Source organism: Poseidonibacter ostreae (genome assembly GCF_009208075.1).
In the GTDB taxonomy this organism is placed as follows: domain Bacteria; phylum Campylobacterota; class Campylobacteria; order Campylobacterales; family Arcobacteraceae; genus Poseidonibacter; species Poseidonibacter ostreae.
In genome coordinates this window covers 19908-40540 of the sequence record NZ_WFKJ01000004.1, presented here as the reverse complement: position 1 = coordinate 40540, position 20633 = coordinate 19908, and the positions used below count along the sequence as shown (strand labels likewise).

Sequence of the window (20633 nt, the reverse complement as noted above, 5' to 3'; positions counted from 1 at the left end):
AAAGGAGAAAATATGTTTCATTGGTTTGAACAAAGACCGTTTTTCTTTGCGGTTCTAGTATTCGTGTTTGTTGCATTTGCAGGTATTATTGAAATTATTCCAGATTTTGCAAAACAAAGTAGACCTACTGTTGGTACTAAACCTTATTCAGTTTTAGAATTAGCTGGTAGACAAGTTTATATTAAAGATAGTTGTAATGCGTGTCATTCACAACTAATTAGACCATTTAAATCAGAAACTGATAGATATGGTATGTATTCATTATCTGGTGAGTATGCTTATGATAGACCATTCTTATGGGGATCAAAAAGAACTGGTCCAGATTTAATGAGAGTTGGTAATTATAGAACTACTGACTGGCATGAAAATCACATGATGGATCCAGCTTCTGTTGTACCTGGAACTGTTATGCCAGCATATCCTCATCACTTTGAGAATATTACTGATTTAGATACAGCATATGCTGAAGCTTATACAGTTAAAACTGTTTTCGCTACTCCATATGATCAAGATTTAGATGGTGACGGTAAAGTTGACGTTGAGTTAGGTGATCACGCGACTGCTATAGCAAAAGCTAAAGCAGATGCACAACTTATTGCAGCTGATATGAAAAACAAAGCTGTAAAAGATGCTGTTGCAAACGGTCAGATTCCTGAAATAGTTGCATTAATTGCATATTTAAATTCTTTAAAATAAGAGGTTAAAAATGGATTATGAAACATTATTGACTATTCAAGGTTATACGAAGTTCTTTTTAATTTTATTTGTATTTGTTGTATTTTACTCTTATGCTTATTCTATATATAAAAGAGACAAAACTGGTGAAACAGATTTTGAAAAGTATTCAAACTTAGTTCATGATGATGCATCATCCTCTTCTCCTCTTGAAGAAAGAGAAAATAATATAGATAACAAGGAGAAATAGTATGAAATCTATGGTTATAGGTGGAATTATTCTTGTCATCGCATTAATAGCAGGAACTTACTTTGCGGCAGGTGATGCTTTTATCGGTGACGATTATATTAATAGTTTAACAATGTTAGGTGCAATTGCGATTATTGTAATTACAGTATTCGTTTCACTTAAATATGTTAATCAAATGAAAAATGATACAGCTAGTGGTGAATTAGCTGAAGAGAGTTGGGACGGAATTGGTGAATACCAAAATAAAGTTCCTACAGGTTGGGCATTAGCATTTATTGGAACAATTCTTTGGATGTTCTGGTACTTTACTATTGGTTATCCAATTAATAGTTTCTCTCAAATTGGTCAATGGAATGAAGAAACATTAGACTATAATGCAAAATTTGAAAAGAAATGGGAAAACCCTTCTAAAGAAACTTTAGAAGCTATGGGTCAATCTACTTTCTTAGTTCAGTGTTCACCTTGTCACGGTGTTGATGCTGAAGGTATTGAAGGTAAAGCGCAAGATTTAACTAAAAGAATTGCAAAAGATCAAGTTGTTCATGTTATTAACAACGGTTCTAATAGTTTAAAAACTGCATATCCTGGTGGAATGCCAGCTGGTATGGCGTTTGGACCAGATGTTGAGATTATTGCTGAGTATGTTGCTGGTGGATTTAAAGGTGAACAACCTGCTGCTTATGCTACTTGTGCAGGATGTCATGGTGCAGATGGAAAAGGTATGCCTTACGTTGCTCCAAATATTAGAGAATATGATGATGCACTTGTAAGTGCTGTGTTAAAAGATGGTAAAAAATCAAATATCGGTATCATGCCAAGTTTTGATGGAAGATTAAATGAAACACAACAAAAAGCTCTTGCTGCATACTTAAGAAGTTTAGGAGAGTAAGATGGCTGGAAATACACAAATGAACGAGAACGAAAGAGGAATCTTTAAGTTAAGTGGTATTACTGGTATGTTAATTGCTACAGTATTGTTATTAACAATACTTGTAGTATTAACTATTAGTGGTATTAAAGTACAACAAGATCAATCAACTAATTTTTATAAAATAAACCAAGATATTAATGGTTTAACTTCTGGAAGTGTTTTCTCTGATAGAAAACAAAAAACTCCTGAAGAGCAAAATAAAAATTATATTCTTGCTAAATAAAAGGAGCTAAGATGGACAAAATTATAGGATTATTACTAGTAGTATCTGCGGTTATGACTTTATATTTTAGCTTTTTTAACGACGCAAAAATATTTATAGGTTAATATGAAGACTATTAAAAGTTTAAGAATAGGAGTGATTTTTTCACTCCTATTTTTTTTATCACAAAATATATCAGCAAATGAGTTTATCTTAAGTGACGATGGATTAATTGATCCAAGAGCAAAAGAAAAAATCACTCAAATGGGTTTAGAATCTAAAGAAAAATTAGGTGTAAATATTTACCTTTATGTAAAATCTACTTATGGTTTAGGTCAAAAGATTAAAGGTGAAGATAAGATTATCTATCTAAAAAATCATGAAGCACAAGTATTAAAAGTATTAAAAGAACCATATGCTTTAATGACTATGTCAATTGAAGAACAACATGTTAATTTACTAGTAAGTAAAAGTTTAGAAAAAATTATAGATAAAAATGATATTTTAGATGGATATGTAGTACCACTACTAGCTTCAAAAGATAAAAATACATTATTTGCAAAAGTAAGTGCAGCAACATTAAATGGTTATGCTGCTATGGCAGATATTATAGCTGAAGATAAAAATATAAAATTAGAAACAAGTATAGGAAGTCAAGGTAAAATAGCAAGTACAATATGGAGAGTAATGATGTATACTCTAGTTGTTATTGGGCTATTGGTTTATACATTTGTTGTTTTAAGAGAAAAGAGAAGAAAATAGATGAAAAGAAACTATTGGCCATTACTATTTATTAGTATATTTACTTTTACATTAGGAATGATTATTTGGACTGTTATGAGTGCAATTAAACTTCCTGTAAATGAAGATGAAAGTTTTTTAAGAAGCTACCAAGATGTAGATGCTAACTATAATACTATTATGATTTCAAATCAAATTTTCTTAAAAAAGTATGATTTTAATCTTAATATAAATGGTAAAGATTTTGATTTAACAACAGATGATATTAAATACTCTCAAAGAGTTTTAGAAAAAAAATCTTTACATAAAAATTTATTAAAATATGGAAAGAATGATTTAATATTAGTTGTTCGTGATAAAGTTACAAAAGAAAAAAAGAGTGTTGATGTTTTATTAAAAGTTACAAAAAGTATTTCAAATAAGTTTGATATACTTCTTAAAAATGATAACTTTAAGAATAATGAAAATGAATATACAACATCATTTGAAATTACTGATAAAAACAATTGGAATATTACAGGTAGCTTTAGAGTTGATGGTACAACAGGATCAATTTATATAAAGACAAATGCAAACTAAACAAAAACTTTTAGTTTTTCCAACATCAAGAGCTGTAAGATCTTTTATATCCTTACAAAAAGACAAAAATACTTTGTTACCATCAATACTTACAATTGATGAGTTTTTAAAAAAATCAATATCTTTTGATAATAAAAAATATATTGATGAAGAACAAAGATTTTTGTACTTAAAAGAATCTATCAAAAATACTGATATAAAAAAACTCGGAATCTCAGACAACTTTACAAAATTTTTAAAACAAAATGATTATATTTATCGTTTTTTTCTTGAATTATCAAGTGAGAAAGTTGAAATAAGTAAAATTAGAGATGCTGATACATACGAATATTTTAACGAACACTTATCAATCTTAGAACAAATCAGAAAAAATTATATTAATATCTTAGATGAGAATTCTTGTGTTGATAGAGTTAATATGTCAATGCACTATAAAATAAATAAAAATTTTTTAAAAAGATTTGATTGTATTGATTTTATATTTGAAGGATATTTTACAAATGTTGAGTTTGATATTATCAAAGATATTGCTTCAATTGTAGATTTAAATATAAGTTTTTATTCAAATGAATATAATCAAAAATCTTTAGAAAAATTTGATTTTTTAGAAGAGAAAATTGAGCTAAATAAAAAATATGAAATCTCACTTTCTAATAAATCTTTAATCAACAAAGATGAAATAGAAAATAATCTGATATCTCTTGATATAAAAGGTTTCAATTCAAGAATAAATCAAATCGCATATATAAAATCAAGTATCACAAAAGCTGTATCAAATGGAGTTAATCCATCTAATATAGCTTTGGTATTACCAGATGAGAGTTTTGCCTCTTGGCTTCAGTTATTTGATAATGAACAGTATTTTAACTATGCTATGGGAAGAAATATTAAAAATTATAAGTTATATCAAGTAGCTTATGCTATAAACTCATATCTAAATGAAGATGAAGTAAAAAATCTTTCTAATTTAGAGTATTTAAAAATTGAAAAAACTTTTATAGATAAAGAGATAAAAACTATATGGAATAAAATCTGTACAAAAGAAAATTTTGATTTTATTTGTGCATATATAAAATCAAATGAAGAAAATATTGAGATTATTGAAAAGTATGATGAAGTAATTTATAAGTTAAATTTCCTTCTTTTTTCAAATGAAAACAGTATTTTAGTAAAAGATTTATATAAAATATTTTTACAAAAAATATCTAAAATAACTCTTGATGATGTAAACTCAGGAAAAGTTACTGTTTTAGGATTATTAGAGACTAGAGCTGTTAGTTTTGATACTGTGATTATTTGTGATTTTAATGAAAACTTTATTCCTAAGCGATCTATAAAAGATAAGTTTTTATCAACAAAAATAAAAAGTATTGCAAATCTTCCTACTTCACAAGATAGAGAATCTTTACAAAAATATTACTATAAAAGATTGATAGATTCTTCACGTAATCTTTATATTTGTTATGTGAACTCAGACACAAATCAAATTTCAAGATTTGCAAATGAGTTATTTCCAAATAAAATTGATACAAATCGAAGTGATAATTTATATAAACATATTCTATACAATAATCACAATATCACTCATTTTGAAGGTGATATTATAAAAAATATTGACTTGACACAGTTTGAATGGTCAGCAACTTCATTTAAAAACTTTTTAGAGTGTAAAAGAAAGTTTTATTTTCAACATATTTTAAAAATAAAAGAGCATACAATTTCACTAAAACCAAAAGGTTTTGAATTAGGAAGTATTGTTCACTCTATTTTAGAAAAATATTATATCAATCAGTCAAATGATTTATCATATAAAATTATTGAAGATTTATTTTATGAATATAGAACTTCAAATCCTTTTTTAGCACTTGATTTAGAGATTTGGAAAAAGAAACTTTATGATTTTTATCTTTATGATAAACAAAGACTAGAAAATAGAAAAATTATAGCACTTGAAAAGAATTTTAATATTATTTTTGATGATATTAAAATAAAAGGTGTTATTGATAGAGTTGATATTTTTGAAGATACTTATGAGGTAATTGATTATAAAACATCAAGTTCTTTGAAAATTGATTCTCTAAAAAATTATGAAAAATCAAAAGATTTCCAATTAGAATTTTATTATTTGGCTATGAGTGAAATATATAAAACAGATAAAGTTAATGCTTTTTATTATGATTTAAATAATACAAAACTAGAAGAAGAAATAGCACTAGATAAAAAGTTAGAATTATTAACTCAAAAATTCTCAGAGATTAAAGAGTTATCAAAAAAAGAGATAAGTTTCCAAAAGTGTGAAGAAAAAGTAGTTTGTACCTATTGTCCATATTCAACGATATGCAATAGGTAAACTTAAACAATAACTATTTTAAATTTGAGATTAAAACATATTCTTTAATTTTCAAAGATAAGATGCTTTATAAGCTTTATTAAAATATTTTTCTCTTTTGGATTACTTGATGCTATTAGTAAAGTAAGTGCTGTTAGAGCATTTTCATTTATCTTTTTTTCTCCATTTTCTTTGTATAGATAATTACATTTATCTAAGAAATAAACAAATAAAAAAGATGCTGTTCTTTTGTTTCCATCATTAAAGGGATGATCTTTAATTATAAAATATATTAAATTCGAAGCTTTATCTTCAATACTTGGATAAAGCTCAACTCCTCCAAAGGTTTGGTAAAGATTTCCAATAATACCTTTAAGATGATTATCTTTTTCATTTCCAAAAAGTTCACTTGCTTCTTTTTTTGCCATAAGGTTTGATTTTAATGTTGAGATAACTTTTTTAGTCTCTTCATAACTTAATTCATATCTTGAAGTTTTTCCATCAAAATCTTCTATAGTTGATTTGTCATAGTTTTCAAGAAGACTTAGTGTTTTTGTGTAGTTTTGAAGAAGTGATAAAATTTCTTTTTCTTCTCCAATTTCTTTTGTAGCTAAAAATTCTATAGTTTGTTTTAAATTATTTAAAATAGTTTTTGTTTGCTTTATTTTATTTTCATTTATTGCATATCCATCTAGTAGATAACTTTTTAAAATAGAAGTTGCCCATTTTCTAAAGTTTGTTGCTAATTTTGAATTGACTCTATATCCAATGGCTATAATCATATCTAAATTATAAAAGTCAACTTTTCTTGAAACTTCCCTTTTCCCTTCTTTTTGAACTATTTCCATTTTGGAAATAGTTGAATAGTCAAGTTCTTGATCATCAATTATATTTTTAATATGTTTATTAATAGCAGGAATTTTTGTACCAAATAACTCTGCAATTTGTTTTTGGTTTGCCCAAATAGTTTCATGTTCACTATCACTTTTAAACTCTATTTGACCATTTGCTGCTTGATATATTTCTATTTTATTTTCCATTTTGAACCATTCTTACTACTTTAAATTAGAAATTAAAACGTCCTCTATTATTTTTGTAATATCTCCATCAAGTATTGCATCTACATTTGAGTATCCAATATTGCTTCTTGTATCTTTTACTTGTTGATATGGTTGCATTACATAAGATCTGATTTGATGTCCCCAACCAATTTCTGACTTTTCAACACCATCTTTTGCTGCTTGCTGTTTTTCTAATTCAAACTCATAAAGACGTGATTTTAACATCTTTAAGGCACTTGCTTTATTTTTGTGTTGAGATCTGTCATTTTGACATTGAACTACTATATTTGTTTCTATATGTGTGATTCTAATAGCACTTTCTGTTTTATTAACATGTTGACCACCAGCTCCACTTGCTCTATATGTATCAATTCTAATATCTTTATCTTCTATTTCAATATCAATATTATCATCAACTTCTGGACTTACAAGAACTGAAGCAAAAGAAGTATGTCTTTTTGAGTTTGAATCAAAAGGTGAGATACGAACAAGTCTATGAATACCATTTTCTGTTTTTAAATATCCATAGGCATTTTCACCTTTTATAATAAATGACACATCTTTGATACCAGCTTCCTCTCCTGGTTGGTAATCAAGAGGTTCAATCTTAAAGTTTTGTCTCTCTGCCCATCTTAAATACATTCTATAAAGCATTGCAGCCCAATCTTGTGATTCTGTTCCTCCAGCTCCTGGATGAATAGTAACGATTGCATTTGAAGCATCATCAGGATTTGAAAGCATTACTTGTATTTCTGTAGATTTAATAAGCTCTTCTAAATCTTGGGCTTCTTCAAAAAGAAGTTCAAATGTTTCTTCATCTTTTTCACTAGTTGCTAATTCATAAAGTTCATTTGTTCCACTTAGAGCTTCATTTGCTTTATTAAACTTAGAAAGTTTTGATAATATTCTATTTTTTTCAATACCAATTTTTGTAGCATTTGCTACATCATTCCAAAAGTTTTGGTCTGCTTCTAGATTTATGATTTCATCTAATCTGATTCTTAATAAATCAGGTTTTAAAATACTTTCAATATTTTCTAATTTAGTATTTAATAGTTTTAAAATTTGCGAATATTCGTATGCGTCCACTTATATATAGTCCTAGTGTTTATTTTTCATTTTATATGTTTATTTGTTTACTGAGTCTAAATAATCTTTTATTTTTGCTAATTGTGCTTTAGTTGTATTTGCAGCAATTGGTTTCATAACCATATTATAATCATATCCATAATCACTTCTATTTGTGTATTGACCAATAGCATGTTCCATATCATCAAGTGAAAGATCTTTTAAAGGTTTTGCTACATTATAAGCTGATATTTCACCTTTATCTCCATGACATGATTGACATTTGTTTATATAGATTTCTTTACCTTCAATTTTACTTTTAAGTATTTTTTCTATTTTTAACTCTTTTTCTTCTTGAACTTTTTTATCTTCAAGTCTTTTTAAAATCTTATCTTCTAAGTCTTTTTGATTTAAGTTCGCATTTGCAGCTACTAAAGTAGTAGTTGTAGTACCTTTTTTTAGTATATAAATAAAGCTGTATTTTGAGTCTTTTGTTGTGATTTTTATATCATCAACACTCCAACCTTTTGCTTTCATATCATTTAGTGTGTATGTACTTTTACACTCTCCACCATCAAGTTTTGTAGCTTCGATTGTAGACATTGAGTTGTGATTTTCTTTAAAACACATTGTTGTTTGTGAAAAAAGTGCAGTAGTTGCAAAAAGTGTAATTGTAAGTGGTGCTAATAGTTTCATATAAATCCTTTTAAAAGAAACAGTTTAGCATAAATATTCTTATATTTTAGGACATAAAAAAAGGCTAGAAGATAAATCTTCTAGCCTTTAATAAGTTTAGTAAAATACTATCTAAGAATTAGAAAGAGTATCTAGCTTCAACTCTACCTCTAGTATAATCAGAACCTTTATCTTCAACATCAGCAAATCTTACATAAGTTGTTAAGTTTTTAGCAACTTTATAAGTAATTTGACCTAATGCTTCAGTAACGTCATTATTTATTCTATTTCCTTCTTCACCTGCAGAATATGCAGCTCTTAAAGAAATAGCTGGAGTAACTGCTACAGATGCGTCAATTGTAAATGCAGAGTAATCATCTCTTCCTGAAGTACCAACATTCCATAATAATGCTTCAGCAGGTGCTTCTAACTCTTCAGCTACAGAACCAGAACCATTATCTCCTGTTTTTGCATAAGATAATTTAGCTGAAACAATTCCAACTTTTGCTGAAACGTAAGCTTTAGCTGTACTTCTATCATCTGCTAATGCAGCTGTAGTATATGATGGGTGTCCCATATCAATTTCAGATTCAGTATATTCAGCACCTATCTTAATCATTGCAACTGAAGCATCAGCTTTTAAGTTAAAAGTTTTTGCAGCATCTACAACATCTGCGTATTGTCCTAATACAGAAACAGGTCCAAAAGTACCCATTGCAATAACAGAATAAACATCTTCTTCAGTACTTAAAGAGTTGTTAGCAAATGCAGCTGCACCTACTGTAACGTTTCCTAAGTTATATAAAGCAACAACACCGTCACCTTGAGCACCATCAGTAATTCTTCCTGGAATATTTTGTTGACCAGCATTAACTGTTATTGCACCTTGGTTGTATGAGAAGTAGTAATCTTCAATATCTAAATAATCTTGGTTATCAGTACCAGTTACTTTTGTAGCTCCTGCATCAGTAGTATTTCTAGTAGTATCAATTTTGAATACGGCTTTAACATTTTCAGTTACTGGAACTTTAACACCTACTTCAATTTCAACATCAGTATCATTATTTCCTGCAGCTGGAGTTAATCCAGTTGTATCAGATCTATCGTTTGCTCTAAATCTAAATTGACCAGATACATCTACACCTTTGATTGCTTCTTCTAAAGATGCTGCGTTTACGTTAGTTAATCCTGCTACTGCTACTGCAGCTACTAAACTTAATTTTGCTAATTTTCTCATATTTTGTTCTCCTAAATTTCGAAATCTTTTTTCAGTTTGTCGGAGCGCGCGAACTCATTCAAAATGATTTATTTGAACCTTTTCCGACATCCCGTTACGGCTATTCTACACCACTAAATTTTAAAGTTTTCTTAAAATAAGAGTTTTATCTGTTATTTAACTGTTAATTTAAGGTTAATTTTAGATAGAAAGCCGTTAATACTTATACATTGGGATTTTAGGATTATTTAATTTTAATAGAAAAATTATAAATTTTTTAAAGTATTTAACTTAGATATTTTAATTATTGATTATTTGCTTTATACAGTCTGTATAGTTTGAATAGTTTATTTTCAGTTTGATACTGAAACAATACAGTTTTTTAAAATATCTGGTTTTGATATCATTATATATAGGTTTTTTATTTTATAGTTTTTATATAGTTTTTTTTCAAAGTAAAGTATCGCATCTTCTATAAGTAAAAACTTTTTCTTTTTCATTTGTGTTTGTATAAATGCTGATACTTTACTATAGTCAATAAATTCATCTTTTTTAAATGTATATTCAAAAGATATATTTATTACTACTTTTTGTTTTTTTATTCGCTCGAAATCTAGAATTCCTATAATACATTTAAAGCTTAAGTCTTTTATCTCAACTTTCATCATACAACTCTTTTCTCCTCCCCCTTGATTACTCTAATGATATTTGGAATATGTTTGTAGTATATAATGAATGCAATAATATACATAGGAATATTTGAACCTATATTTAATCCATCATTTAAAAAACTTGCAACTACAATTACAGCTGTAAGTCCAAGAAGTGAAGATAATGAAGAAATTTTAAGTAACTTTGCACAAATAATCCAAACGCTCGCACCTATTAAAGTAGGAATTGGAATAAGTGCTATAAATACACCAAGTCCTGTTGCCACTCCTTTTCCACCTTCAAGTCCTAAGTATATTGAATAACAGTGACCAAGTACAGATAAAACAGCAATTCCCCAAAGTGTAGAGTCACTAGCTCCCATACTCATAGCAACAAGTAAAACAAGTGTTCCTTTAAGTGCATCAAGTATAACAGTTGCAGCTCCAAGCTTTTTAGCTAGTGCAGGATTTGTTTCTTTTACTACTCTTAATACATTCGTAGCTCCAATTGAACCACTTCCCGCACTTTTTACATCAACTCCTGCAAAAAACTTTGCAAGTAGTAGTCCAAAAGGAATAGATCCTATTAAGTAAGCGCTTATGTAAAATAAAATATTTGAGTTAGTGAAAAAATCCATTTATTACCTTTTATATTAATGTTTAGTTTTTATTATTTGTTTTAATTAAATGGATTATAACAAACATTTTGTTATATTATCATTTATAAAAACATTTAATTGAAGGTTTGTTTTGAATTTAAAAGAAGAAATTATAAAGCTAAAAGAAGAACTAGATGTAACATTAGTAGCTCACTTCTATCAAAGAGATGAAGTTTTTGAGTTAGCTGATATTACAGGTGATTCTTTAGAATTAGCAAAAAGAGCAAAAGCTACTGATTCAAAGTTTATTGTATTTTGTGGTGTTGGTTTTATGGGTGAAAGTGTAAAAGTAATGAGTCCAGAAAAAACTGTATTAATGCCAAAAATTGCATGTTGTGCGATGGCAAGAATGATTGATGAGGGTTATTATGAAGAAAACCTTGTAAAAATCAATGAAGCTGGAATCTCAAATGATGATATTTTACCAATTACTTATATCAACTCAAGTGCAGCAGTAAAAGCTAGAGTTGGAAAAATGGGTGGAATGGTTTGTACTTCATCAAATGCATATAAAATTATTGAAAAAGGTCTTAAATCTGGAAAGAAAATATTTTTTGTACCAGATAGATGTCTAGGTCAAAACTTTGCAAAATCTTTAAATCTAAAATCTGCAATAGTAGGTGATGGAAGTGATTTAAAAGAAGCTGATATTATTTGTTATAACGGTTTTTGTTCAGTTCATCAACAATTTACTGTTGAAGATATAGAGTTTTATAGAGAAAAATATCCAGATATTTTAATAGCTGTTCATCCTGAATGTGATCCAAAAGTTTGTGATGCTTCAGATTTTGTAGGTTCAACTTCTCAATTAATTACATATATTAAAGAGTTGCCTGAAGATCAAAAAGTTGCAGTTGGAACTGAATTTAATATGGTAAATAGATTAAGAACAAAAAATACTTATATTTTATCTTCAACGAAACCTGAATGTCCAACAATGAATGAGACTACTTTACAAGATGTTTATAATACTTTGAAATCAATCAAAGATGATAATATTATAAAAGAAACAGAGATTGTTGTCTCAGAAGAGAATATTAAATATGCAAGACTAGCTCTTGAAAGGATGTTTGAAGTATGATTAATATTAAAAAGTTTGTAAAAAATGCAATTATAGAAGATAATGGAAGAGGAGATTTATTCTTTGATGTTGCTCCAAAAGGTAGATTTACAGCTCGAGCTATTGCTAAATCTGATGGAATAATTGCAGGAATTCAATACGCAAAAGTATTAGCAAGAACTGAAAAATTTGATTGTAAGTTTTTGAAAAAAGATGGTGATGAAATTAAAGCAGGTGAAGTTATTGCTGAGCTTGAGGGAAAAGCATCAATTCTTTTATCAAGTGAAAGAACTTTTTTAAATATGCTTCAACATGCATCTGGAATTGCAACAATGGCAAATAAGTATGCAAAACTAATGGAAGGAACGGGTGTTGTTTTACTTGATACTAGAAAAACAAGACCACAGCTTCGTGATTTTGAAAAATATGCTTCAAGAGTTGGTGGTGCAATAAATCATAGACTTGGACTTGATGATTGTTTAATGCTAAAAGATACTCACTTAAGAACTATTGATAATTTAAAAGAGTTTGTAAAAAAAGCTAGAAAAAGAATTTCATGGGTTACAAAAATTGAAATTGAGTGTGAAACTTTTGAACAAGTAAAAGAAGCTATGGACGCTGGTGCTGATATTATTATGTGTGATAATATGACACCTGAACAAATCAAAGAAGTTGTAAAGTATAGAGATGAAACTTATCCTCATATTTTATTAGAAGCTAGTGGAAATATTGATTTAGACACTATTCGTTCATATGCTCTATCAGGAGTTGATGCAATTAGTAGTGGAAGTATAATTCACCAAGCGACATGGTTAGACTTTTCAATGAAGTTTGACTAATCATTAACTTTTGGTTAGTTTTAATTATATAAGATTAAGAGTTTAAATTATAAGGATAGGTATTGAAAAAAGATTTCATAGTAAGTAATAAAATTGATATGTCAGCATATACTAAAGCTTTAGAGTTAATTGAGAAAAGTAGATATATATTGATTATTACTCATGTAAATCCAGATGCAGATAGTATCTCTTCTGCACTTGCTTTATCAAATTTATTTTATGAAAATAAAATAAAACATAAAGTTTTTAATATAAGTTCTGATTTACCACAAAATTTAGATTTTCTTAATAGATTTGACAAGATTACAGATCAATTACCAAAGTTTTTTGATTTAGCGATAAGTGTTGATTGTGGAACATATCCAAGACTTGGGTTTAAATTAGATGAAAATATTCCTCTAATTAACTTTGATCATCACAAATCAAATAATGACTTTGGTACTTTAAATATAGTAGATCCCCTGAAAAGTTCAACAGCTGAAATAATCTATGATTTTTTTAAGCATAATGGTTTATATATCACAAAAGATTCAGCAACAGCACTTTATGTAGGAATATATGATGATTCTTTAGCTTTTTCACTTTCACGTTGTGATGAATTGACATTTGATAAAGTTAACTTTTTAGTTCAATGTGGAGCAAGTCCTTCAGGTATTGCAAATAAACTTTTAAGAAGAGACTCTTTAGCAAAGTATAGAATAATACCTAAAGTTTTAGATAGTTTAGAGCTATTTAAAGAAGGTGAAATTGCTACAATACATGCTAAAAAAGAGTGGTTTGAGGAAACTGGAGCGCATAATAGAGATTGTGAAGATGCCTTAGATATGATTATGAGTATGGCAATAGTAAAAGTTGCATTTTTTATAAGAATTGTTTCAAATAGAGTTAGAGTATCATTACGTTCAAAAGGTAGTGTAGATGTATCAAAAATTGCAGGATATTTTAATGGTGGTGGCCATTTTAATGCTGCTGGATGTTCAATAGATACAGATGATATAGAAAAAGCAAAAGAATTAGTTTTAAAGGAAATTTTTGAGTTATACAAATAGAAGAAATAAAAACAAAGCAAAGATGGTATTAATATATATAATTATTGCAATAATAATAGGACTTGGAGCTTTTGTATTTTTATCTCCTACTTTTGAGAAAAATAGTCCTAAAATTTCATTAGAAAATGAAATTTTTTGGAATTTGACATCACCTTTAAAGGTTAATTTTACAGATGATAATGAAATTTCATCTTATGTAATTACATATTTTGATGATAATAATGAGATTAAATTAGATACAAAAACATTAAGTTCATCAAAAGGTTCAATTGATTTAAATATTATTGCACCTAAAATTGATTTAAATGCTAAAACTAATAATGCAATGCTTAAAATCGAAGTTTCAGATACAAGTAAATGGAACTTCTTTATGGGAAATAAAGCTAGCAAAGAGATTAAAATAAAAGTAGATAAAAAAAGCCCAATAGCTAATGTATTATCAAACTCTTATTTAATAAAACAAGGTGGAAGTGCTGCTGTTGTTGTTGAAGTAAAAGACGAAAATTTAAAAGATTTCTATATCTCTTTTAATAATGAAGAGAGATTTGAACTATTTCCATTTTATAAAGATAATTTTTATATAGCAATTATTGCATGGCCAATTGAAATAGAAGAGTTTCAAAGAGTTAATTTAGTTGCCATTGATAAAGCAAGAAATAAAACAGTTACAAAAGTACCTTTATATATAAAAGAGTTAAAAGCAAAACCTGATAATATTAAAATATCAGATAAGTTTATTAATAAAGTAAGTAAAAATGTACTTATGAAAAGTGGGTATGATATTCCTACTAGTCAAGCAGAAATTTTTGTTAAGCAAAACAAAGATGTAAGAAAAAGAAATATTGATACTATTAAAAGTGAAACAAGAAACAATATGTTTAAAGAAAAAGTTTCAAAATTTGATATAAAAGAGTTTAAACAATTACCATCATCGATGACTTTTGCAGGTTATGGGGAAAGACGTCATTATACATACAATGGAAAAAAGATTCATGAAGCTTGGCATCTTGGTATGGATTGGGCAAGTGTTAAAAAAGCAAAAATTTTTACTACAAATCCTGGAAAAGTTATCTTTAATGACTACTTAGGAATTTATGGTGAAACAATTATTATTGATCATAAATTTGGTTTAGCAACACTTTATGCACACACAAGTAGATCTGTAGTAGAAGTAAATGAGGAAGTAAAAGCAGGACAATATATAGCAAATACTGGTTCATCAGGTGCTGTATTTGGTGACCATTTACACTTTGGAGTATTAATTCAAGGAATTGAAGTTAATCCATCTGAATGGCTTAGTAAATATTGGGTAAGAGAAAATATTACTAAAACAATTGACAATGCAAAGAAAGTGATTAACAGCAAATGAAACAAAGAACATTAGCAAAAGAAGTTGAAATTGTAGGAATAGGTCTGCATAAGGGTGTTCCTGTAAAGATGAAACTAGAACCCCTAGAAGCAGATGCAGGTATAATTTTTTATAGAGTTGATGCAGGAGTTACAATACCTTTAGCAATTGAAAATGTAGTAGATACTAAAATGGCTACTGTTATTGGAAAAGATGGTGTTGTTATTTCTACTATTGAGCATTTATTATCTGCCTTATATGCATATGGAATTGATAATTTAAGAGTTGTAATTGATAATGATGAAGTTCCTGTTTTAGATGGTAGTTCATCTGGATATTGTATGCTTATTGAAGAAGCTGGTATTAAAGAACTTAATAAAAGTAAAAAAGCTATTAAAGTAAAAAAAGCAGTTGAAGTTACTACAGAAGATGGAAAAAGAGTAACCTTAAAACCTTCAAATAGAATTATTTATGATTTTGAAATATCTTTTGACCATCCATCAATTGGAAAACAAAATTTTCATTTTGATTATTCTATTGGTGAATATAAAGAAAATATTTCAAGAGCTCGAACTTTTGGTTTCTTACATGAAGTGCAATATTTAAGAAGTATAGGATTAGCTCAAGGTGGTTCTATGGAAAATGCAATTGTACTTGACCAATCAAAAGTCTTAAATCCAGAGGGTTTAAGATTTGATGATGAGTTCGTAAGACATAAAATACTTGATGCAATTGGTGATATGGCATTATTAGGTTATACAATGATTGGTGAATATGATGCAGTTGCAGGAAGTCATCATTTAAATCACTTATTAACAAAAAAGCTTTATAAAGATGCTTCAAACTATGAAGTTATAGACTTAGAAGAAGCTAGTGAAGAAGCTGAAGTATTTGAATTAGCATATTCAAAAGTAGAAGTATAAGGTTCTTGATTGATTGAAGTTTTAGTAATTAGTATTTCAAAGCCATTATTAATTGGTATTTATGAAAACAAAATATTAATAAAAGAGTATAAATTAGAAGGTAAAACTTCTGATTTATTACCATCTTTATTTTCTAATATTTTAAAAGAGTTTGATATAAAAAGAATAAATTATGTGAACTCTCCTGGCTCTTATATGGCAATAAAAGTTGCTTATATCTTTCTAAAAACTATTAGTATTTCCAAAAGTATTGAATTTATGGCTTGTAATGGCTTTGAATTTAATGAAAACTCTCCAATAAAAGCATTAGGAAAAAAATACTTTATTCAAGATGAAAATGGGATTAAAGTTGATTTTTTAGAAAAAGACGATATAATTCGCGACTTTAAATTACCTAATAGTATAGATAAAATAAATTTTAATAAACAAACACTGCCAATATATAATTTACCAGCTGTTTAAATAAGGAAATAGATGAAAGTAAGTGTTCCCGCAACTAGTGCAAACTTGGGACCAGGTTTTGATTCATTAGGCTTAGCAATTGCCATGAAAAACCAAGTAATAATTAAGCCATCAAAATTTCATAGTGTATCATTAAAAGGTGAGGGCGCTAATAACCCAGTACTTAAAGATAACAATATGTTTATTTCGATTTTTAACGATTTTTATCATAACTTAGCAGTTAGAAAAAGACATTATAGATTTGAATTTTATAATGAAATTCCACTATCACGTGGATTAGGAAGTTCTTCTGCTGTAATTGTATCTGCAATTGCCTCTGCTTATGCAATTGAGGGAATAAAACTAGAAAAAGATAAATTATTAAATTTAGCACTTGCTTATGAAAATCATCCTGATAATATAACACCTGCTGTTATGGGTGGATTTAATGTGGCAACTGTACAAGATAATGAAGTAAGATTTATTAATAAAGCTATTCCAAATATTTTAAGAGCTGTAGTTGTTGTTCCTAATAGACCAATTTCAACTCAATTATCAAGAAAAGCACTTCCTTATAAATATTCAAAAGAAGATACAATTTTTAATATTTCACATTCATCACTATTAACAGCTGCTTTTATGAGTGAAGATTGGAAAATGCTTAGATCTGCATCATTGGATAAAGTTCATCAAAAATATAGAATGAAACAAATGCCAGAGTTATTTGATGTACAAAAAACTTCATTAAGATCAGGCTCTTTAATGAGTACACTTTCAGGTTCTGGTTCTACACTATTTTCTATCTGTTTTGCAGAAGATGCAAGAAAAATAGAAAAAGCACTTAAGAGTAAATTCCCACATTTCAAAGTATTTATAAGTGACTTTGATAACAGTGGTGTACGTGTAGAAATTTAAGTTTTTTTGATATTAAGAATATTTTAGGTATAATCGTTGGCTAATTTAAAAATAACACTTCGAACATGTATTGTTTGTAGAAAAAAAGCAGAACAAAAAGAACTTTTTAGATTAAAATGCGAAGATAAAAAACTTGTATCCTATAACAATTATGGTAGAAGTTTTTATATCTGTAGGGATTGTATTAATTTATTACAATCAGATATTAATCAAAAAGCCTATAGAAAAATAGAAAAGTCACTTTTTAGAGAGTGCAAAAATAAAGATAAGTATGTTGAACAACTTAAGGAGATGCTAACAGATGTCAGATAAAGTAAGAGTTTATGAAATTGCAGAAGAGGCAGGAGCTTCTAGCTCAGATGTAATTGCAAAAGCAAAAGATTTAAATATAGAACTTAAATCAGCTCAAAGCGCAGTATCATATGAAGATGCTGAAGAAATTGCAAATTATATAATGACTGGTAAAAGTTCTAAGTTACAAAAGAAAGAACCAGTAAAAGTAAAAAAAGCTGCAGTAAAAAAAGTAATAGAAGAGACTAAAGTTGAAGCTACGGAAACAAAAGTAGAAGAAAAAGTAGTGGATACAAAAGTTGAAAAGAAAACAACTGTTAAAAAAGTTGGTATCTCTAAACCTAAACCTGTAGAAACAGAAGTATCTCCAAAAGAAGACATAGTAGAAGCAAAGAAAGCACCTGAAGAAAAAGTTGAAAAAGAAGCGGAATCTGCAAAAAAAGTTGATGATGCTGATTTGGAAGTTCCTAAAATTAAAAAGATTATTCCTAAAAGAAGAGGTCTTAAAATTGTTAAGAAGAAAAAGCCAAGAGAAGTTGAAGCTCCAAAAGTAGAATTCAATACTCCAGTAGCGGGCGCTCCTAAAAAACAAATGAAATCACTTAGTGAAATTTTAGGTAACAATAATGAAGAGAAAAAAGATTTAGCAGAAGTTAAATCTAAACCTAAAAAAGAAAAAAAGAAAACAAATGTAAGAGCTCAAGATCATGGAAAAAGACTTGATGTTCATAGAAAAACTCCTGATGAATTCTCTAATAGTACAGATTCAATTTTAGGTGAAGAAGTATTCTTACTTGATTTAGGATTAGCAGATAAATCAAAATTACTTGAAGAACCAAAACCTCAAAACCAAAACAAACAATCTAGATCTTCTAGACCAGCTGCTTTTGGAAATAGACCACAAGGTTTAAAAAGAGGTAAGAGAAAGAAAAGATTTAAAAGAGCAGAAGAAGAAGTTGAAATCACTGATGTTACAATTCCTGAAGAGTGTAGAGTATATGAATTTGCAGAAGCTTGTGGAAAAACAGCATCTGAAGTAATTTCTGTATTATTTGGTTTAGGAATGCTTGTTACTAAAAATGACTTCTTAAAACAAGACGAATTAGAAATTCTTGGTGAAGAGTTTGGTATTGAAGTTACAGTAAGAGATGCTTTAGAAGATGTAAATTATGTTGAAGAGTATGCTGATGAAGATATTGATGAAACTAATTATGTAACTCGTCCTCCAGTTGTTACAATTATGGGACACGTTGATCATGGTAAAACTTCATTATTAGACAAAATTAGATCTGCAAAAGTAGCTTCAGGTGAAGCTGGTGGAATTACTCAACATATTTCTGCATATACAGTTGATCAAAATGGTCAAAAAATTACATTCGTAGATACACCAGGACATGCCGCTTTCTCTGCTATGAGATCAAGAGGTGCTGATGTTACTGATATTATTATAATTGTTGTTGCTGCTGATGATGGTGTTAAACCTCAAACAGAAGAAGTGATTTCACATGCAAAAGCATCTGGATGTCCAATTATTGTTGCAGTTAATAAAATTGATAAAGAATCAGCAAATATGGATATGGTTAAAGCTCAAATGGCAGAGAGAGAAATGACTCCTGTTGATTGGGGTGGAGATGTTGAATTTATTGGAGTATCAGCTTTAAATGGTACTGGTATTGATGATTTATTAGAAAATATTTTAATTCAATCTGAGATGTTAGAGCTTAAAGCAGATCCAACTGCAAAAGTAAAAGGTGCAGTTGTTGAATCATTACTTGAAAAAGGTAGAGGTCCAGTTGCTACTATTATTGTTCAAAATGGTACATTAAAAGTTGGTGATAATATTGTTTGTGACACTACTTATGGTAGAGTAAAAGCAATTACTAATGATCAAGGTAAACCAGTAAAAGAACTTGGTCTTTCTGAAACAGGTAATGTTTTAGGTTTAAATGATGTTCCTGTTTCTGGTGCTGTTATGGTTGCTCAAGATTCTGAAAAAGAAGCTAGAGAAATTGCAACAACTAGAGCTGAACACGCACGTGCTAAAGAGTTATCAAAATCTACTAAAGTTACTTTAGAAGAGATGAGTGGTTTAATTGCAGAAGGTAAAATCAAACAACTTCCAGTAATTATTAAAGCTGATGTTGGTGGTTCTTTAGAAGCTATTAAAGGTTCATTAGAAAAAATTGCTAATGAAGAAGTAAAAGTTAAAGTTATTCATGCTGCTGTTGGTGGTATTACTGAATCAGATTTAGTTCTTGCAGGTGCATCTGAGGGTTGTATTATCTTAGGATTTAATGTAAGACCTACAGGTTCTGTTAAATCTAAAGCAAAAGCTGATGGTGTAACAATTAATACTTATACTATTATCTATGATTTACTTGATGATGTTAAAGATGCATTATCTGGAATGATGAGTGCTGTTATTAGAGAAGAAAATACAGGTCAAGCAGAAGTTAGAGATACATTCGTTGTTCCTAAAGTAGGAACTGTTGCAGGATGTTTAGTAACTGATGGTAAAGTTATCAGAGGTGGTCATGCAAGAATCATTAGAGATGGAGTTGTTACTTATACAGGTAAAATTTCATCATTAAAAAGATTTAAAGATGATGCTAAAGAAGTTGCTAACGGTTATGAGTGTGGTATTATGTTTGATAAATTCAATGATATTAAAGTTGGAGATTTCATTGAAACATTTATTCAAATTGAAGAAAAAGTTTCGATTGACGACTAA

The 20633-nt window shown here is 28.4% G+C and carries 22 protein-coding genes; 16 read left to right on the top strand and 6 right to left on the bottom strand.

The features are described 5' to 3' along the window. The first annotated feature begins 12 nt into the window (after nucleotides 1-12). From ccoO to GBG18_RS02330, 7 genes are all read left to right on the top strand, one after another. Nucleotides 13-696, top strand: coding sequence for a cytochrome-c oxidase, cbb3-type subunit II (gene ccoO, locus GBG18_RS02360; RefSeq protein ID WP_152188036.1), 684 nt, complete (start codon nucleotides 13-15; stop codon nucleotides 694-696). 10 nt (nucleotides 697-706) lie between these two features. After that, nucleotides 707-925 carry a cbb3-type cytochrome oxidase subunit 3 gene (locus GBG18_RS02355; RefSeq protein WP_152188034.1) on the top strand — a complete coding sequence of 73 codons (219 nt, stop codon included), beginning with the start codon at nucleotides 707-709 and terminating at the stop codon, nucleotides 923-925. 1 nt (nucleotide 926) lies between these two features. Then, complete coding sequence (locus tag GBG18_RS02350; RefSeq protein WP_152188032.1) at nucleotides 927-1814, top strand: c-type cytochrome; 888 nt, start codon at nucleotides 927-929, stop codon at nucleotides 1812-1814. Nucleotide 1815: 1 nt separating this feature from the next. Next, nucleotides 1816-2079 carry a DUF4006 family protein gene (locus tag GBG18_RS02345; RefSeq protein ID WP_373279282.1) on the top strand — a complete coding sequence of 88 codons (264 nt, stop codon included), beginning with the start codon at nucleotides 1816-1818 and terminating at the stop codon, nucleotides 2077-2079. 105 nt (nucleotides 2080-2184) lie between these two features. Beyond that, nucleotides 2185-2820, top strand: coding sequence for a hypothetical protein (locus GBG18_RS02340; RefSeq protein WP_152188031.1), 636 nt, complete (start codon nucleotides 2185-2187; stop codon nucleotides 2818-2820). After that, nucleotides 2821-3378 (top strand): hypothetical protein, encoded by a 558-nt coding sequence (locus GBG18_RS02335; RefSeq protein WP_152188029.1) that lies wholly within the window; start codon nucleotides 2821-2823, stop codon nucleotides 3376-3378. Beyond that, the gene (locus GBG18_RS02330) at nucleotides 3368-5728 is read left to right on the top strand and encodes a PD-(D/E)XK nuclease family protein (protein ID WP_152188027.1); all 2361 of its coding nucleotides are present in this window, start codon (nucleotides 3368-3370) and stop codon (nucleotides 5726-5728) included. Before GBG18_RS02335 ends, GBG18_RS02330 begins: the two co-directional genes overlap by 11 nt. A 44-nt stretch (nucleotides 5729-5772) precedes the next feature. On the opposite strand, the gene GBG18_RS02325 is transcribed toward GBG18_RS02330, so the two are convergent. From GBG18_RS02325 to plsY, 6 genes are all read right to left on the bottom strand, one after another. Beyond that, nucleotides 5773-6747 (bottom strand): virulence RhuM family protein/type II toxin-antitoxin system death-on-curing family toxin, encoded by a 975-nt coding sequence (locus GBG18_RS02325; RefSeq protein ID WP_152188025.1) that lies wholly within the window; start codon nucleotides 6745-6747, stop codon nucleotides 5773-5775. A 15-nt stretch (nucleotides 6748-6762) separates the two neighbouring features. Beyond that, entirely contained in the window at nucleotides 6763-7857 is a 1095-nt protein-coding gene (gene prfB / locus GBG18_RS02320) for a peptide chain release factor 2 (RefSeq protein ID WP_152188024.1), read from the bottom strand. A 39-nt stretch (nucleotides 7858-7896) separates the two neighbouring features. After that, complete coding sequence (locus GBG18_RS02315; RefSeq protein ID WP_152188022.1) at nucleotides 7897-8532, bottom strand: c-type cytochrome; 636 nt, start codon at nucleotides 8530-8532, stop codon at nucleotides 7897-7899. Between the two features lie 118 nt (nucleotides 8533-8650). After that, nucleotides 8651-9748 (bottom strand): porin, encoded by a 1098-nt coding sequence (locus GBG18_RS02310; protein ID WP_152188020.1) that lies wholly within the window; start codon nucleotides 9746-9748, stop codon nucleotides 8651-8653. Between the two features lie 332 nt (nucleotides 9749-10080). Beyond that, nucleotides 10081-10395: a dihydroneopterin aldolase gene (locus GBG18_RS02305; RefSeq protein WP_226896410.1), complete on the bottom strand. Its 315-nt coding sequence runs from the start codon at nucleotides 10393-10395 to the stop codon at nucleotides 10081-10083. Further along, entirely contained in the window at nucleotides 10392-11015 is a 624-nt protein-coding gene (plsY, locus tag GBG18_RS02300; protein ID WP_152188018.1) for a glycerol-3-phosphate 1-O-acyltransferase PlsY, read from the bottom strand. The genes GBG18_RS02305 and plsY overlap by 4 nt, the downstream gene beginning before the upstream one ends. A 112-nt stretch (nucleotides 11016-11127) precedes the next feature. Here plsY and nadA point away from each other — a divergent pair, with 112 nt between their 5' ends. The 9 genes from nadA to infB all read left to right on the top strand — a co-directional run bounded on the left by nadA (nucleotide 11128) and on the right by infB (nucleotide 20633). Next, nucleotides 11128-12117 (top strand): quinolinate synthase NadA, encoded by a 990-nt coding sequence (gene nadA, locus GBG18_RS02295; protein WP_152188016.1) that lies wholly within the window; start codon nucleotides 11128-11130, stop codon nucleotides 12115-12117. Then, the gene (nadC, locus tag GBG18_RS02290) at nucleotides 12114-12935 is read left to right on the top strand and encodes a carboxylating nicotinate-nucleotide diphosphorylase (protein ID WP_152188014.1); all 822 of its coding nucleotides are present in this window, start codon (nucleotides 12114-12116) and stop codon (nucleotides 12933-12935) included. Before nadA ends, nadC begins: the two co-directional genes overlap by 4 nt. 62 nt (nucleotides 12936-12997) lie before the next feature. Beyond that, a complete protein-coding gene (locus tag GBG18_RS02285; protein WP_152188012.1) occupies nucleotides 12998-13984 on the top strand; it encodes a DHH family phosphoesterase in 987 nt (328 codons plus the stop codon). Then, entirely contained in the window at nucleotides 13968-15353 is a 1386-nt protein-coding gene (locus tag GBG18_RS02280; RefSeq protein ID WP_226896411.1) for a M23 family metallopeptidase, read from the top strand. The genes GBG18_RS02285 and GBG18_RS02280 overlap by 17 nt, the downstream gene beginning before the upstream one ends. Continuing rightward, nucleotides 15350-16255, top strand: coding sequence for a UDP-3-O-acyl-N-acetylglucosamine deacetylase (gene lpxC / locus GBG18_RS02275; protein ID WP_152188010.1), 906 nt, complete (start codon nucleotides 15350-15352; stop codon nucleotides 16253-16255). Before GBG18_RS02280 ends, lpxC begins: the two co-directional genes overlap by 4 nt. A 9-nt stretch (nucleotides 16256-16264) precedes the next feature. After that, nucleotides 16265-16717, top strand: a complete 453-nt coding sequence (locus GBG18_RS02270; RefSeq protein ID WP_152188009.1) for a hypothetical protein — start codon at nucleotides 16265-16267, stop codon at nucleotides 16715-16717. Nucleotides 16718-16729: 12 nt separating this feature from the next. Then, a complete protein-coding gene (gene thrB, locus GBG18_RS02265; RefSeq protein WP_152188007.1) occupies nucleotides 16730-17611 on the top strand; it encodes a homoserine kinase in 882 nt (293 codons plus the stop codon). 36 nt (nucleotides 17612-17647) lie between these two features. Beyond that, nucleotides 17648-17923 (top strand): DUF448 domain-containing protein, encoded by a 276-nt coding sequence (locus GBG18_RS02260; RefSeq protein ID WP_152188005.1) that lies wholly within the window; start codon nucleotides 17648-17650, stop codon nucleotides 17921-17923. After that, a complete protein-coding gene (gene infB, locus GBG18_RS02255; RefSeq protein ID WP_152188003.1) occupies nucleotides 17913-20633 on the top strand; it encodes a translation initiation factor IF-2 in 2721 nt (906 codons plus the stop codon). Before GBG18_RS02260 ends, infB begins: the two co-directional genes overlap by 11 nt.

Coding starts and splice junctions, on each gene's coding strand:
- ccoO (WP_152188036.1), top strand. CDS start 13: ATGTTTCATTGGTTTGAACAAAGACCGTTTTTCTTTGCGGTTCTAGTA.
- GBG18_RS02355 (WP_152188034.1), top strand. CDS start 707: ATGGATTATGAAACATTATTGACTATTCAAGGTTATACGAAGTTCTTT.
- GBG18_RS02350 (WP_152188032.1), top strand. CDS start 927: ATGAAATCTATGGTTATAGGTGGAATTATTCTTGTCATCGCATTAATA.
- GBG18_RS02345 (WP_373279282.1), top strand. CDS start 1,816: ATGGCTGGAAATACACAAATGAACGAGAACGAAAGAGGAATCTTTAAG.
- GBG18_RS02340 (WP_152188031.1), top strand. CDS start 2,185: ATGAAGACTATTAAAAGTTTAAGAATAGGAGTGATTTTTTCACTCCTA.
- GBG18_RS02335 (WP_152188029.1), top strand. CDS start 2,821: ATGAAAAGAAACTATTGGCCATTACTATTTATTAGTATATTTACTTTT.
- GBG18_RS02330 (WP_152188027.1), top strand. CDS start 3,368: ATGCAAACTAAACAAAAACTTTTAGTTTTTCCAACATCAAGAGCTGTA.
- GBG18_RS02325 (WP_152188025.1), bottom strand. CDS start 6,747: ATGGAAAATAAAATAGAAATATATCAAGCAGCAAATGGTCAAATAGAG.
- GBG18_RS02315 (WP_152188022.1), bottom strand. CDS start 8,532: ATGAAACTATTAGCACCACTTACAATTACACTTTTTGCAACTACTGCA.
- GBG18_RS02310 (WP_152188020.1), bottom strand. CDS start 9,748: ATGAGAAAATTAGCAAAATTAAGTTTAGTAGCTGCAGTAGCAGTAGCA.
- GBG18_RS02305 (WP_226896410.1), bottom strand. CDS start 10,395: ATGATGAAAGTTGAGATAAAAGACTTAAGCTTTAAATGTATTATAGGA.
- plsY (WP_152188018.1), bottom strand. CDS start 11,015: ATGGATTTTTTCACTAACTCAAATATTTTATTTTACATAAGCGCTTAC.
- nadC (WP_152188014.1), top strand. CDS start 12,114: ATGATTAATATTAAAAAGTTTGTAAAAAATGCAATTATAGAAGATAAT.
- lpxC (WP_152188010.1), top strand. CDS start 15,350: ATGAAACAAAGAACATTAGCAAAAGAAGTTGAAATTGTAGGAATAGGT.
- thrB (WP_152188007.1), top strand. CDS start 16,730: ATGAAAGTAAGTGTTCCCGCAACTAGTGCAAACTTGGGACCAGGTTTT.
- infB (WP_152188003.1), top strand. CDS start 17,913: ATGTCAGATAAAGTAAGAGTTTATGAAATTGCAGAAGAGGCAGGAGCT.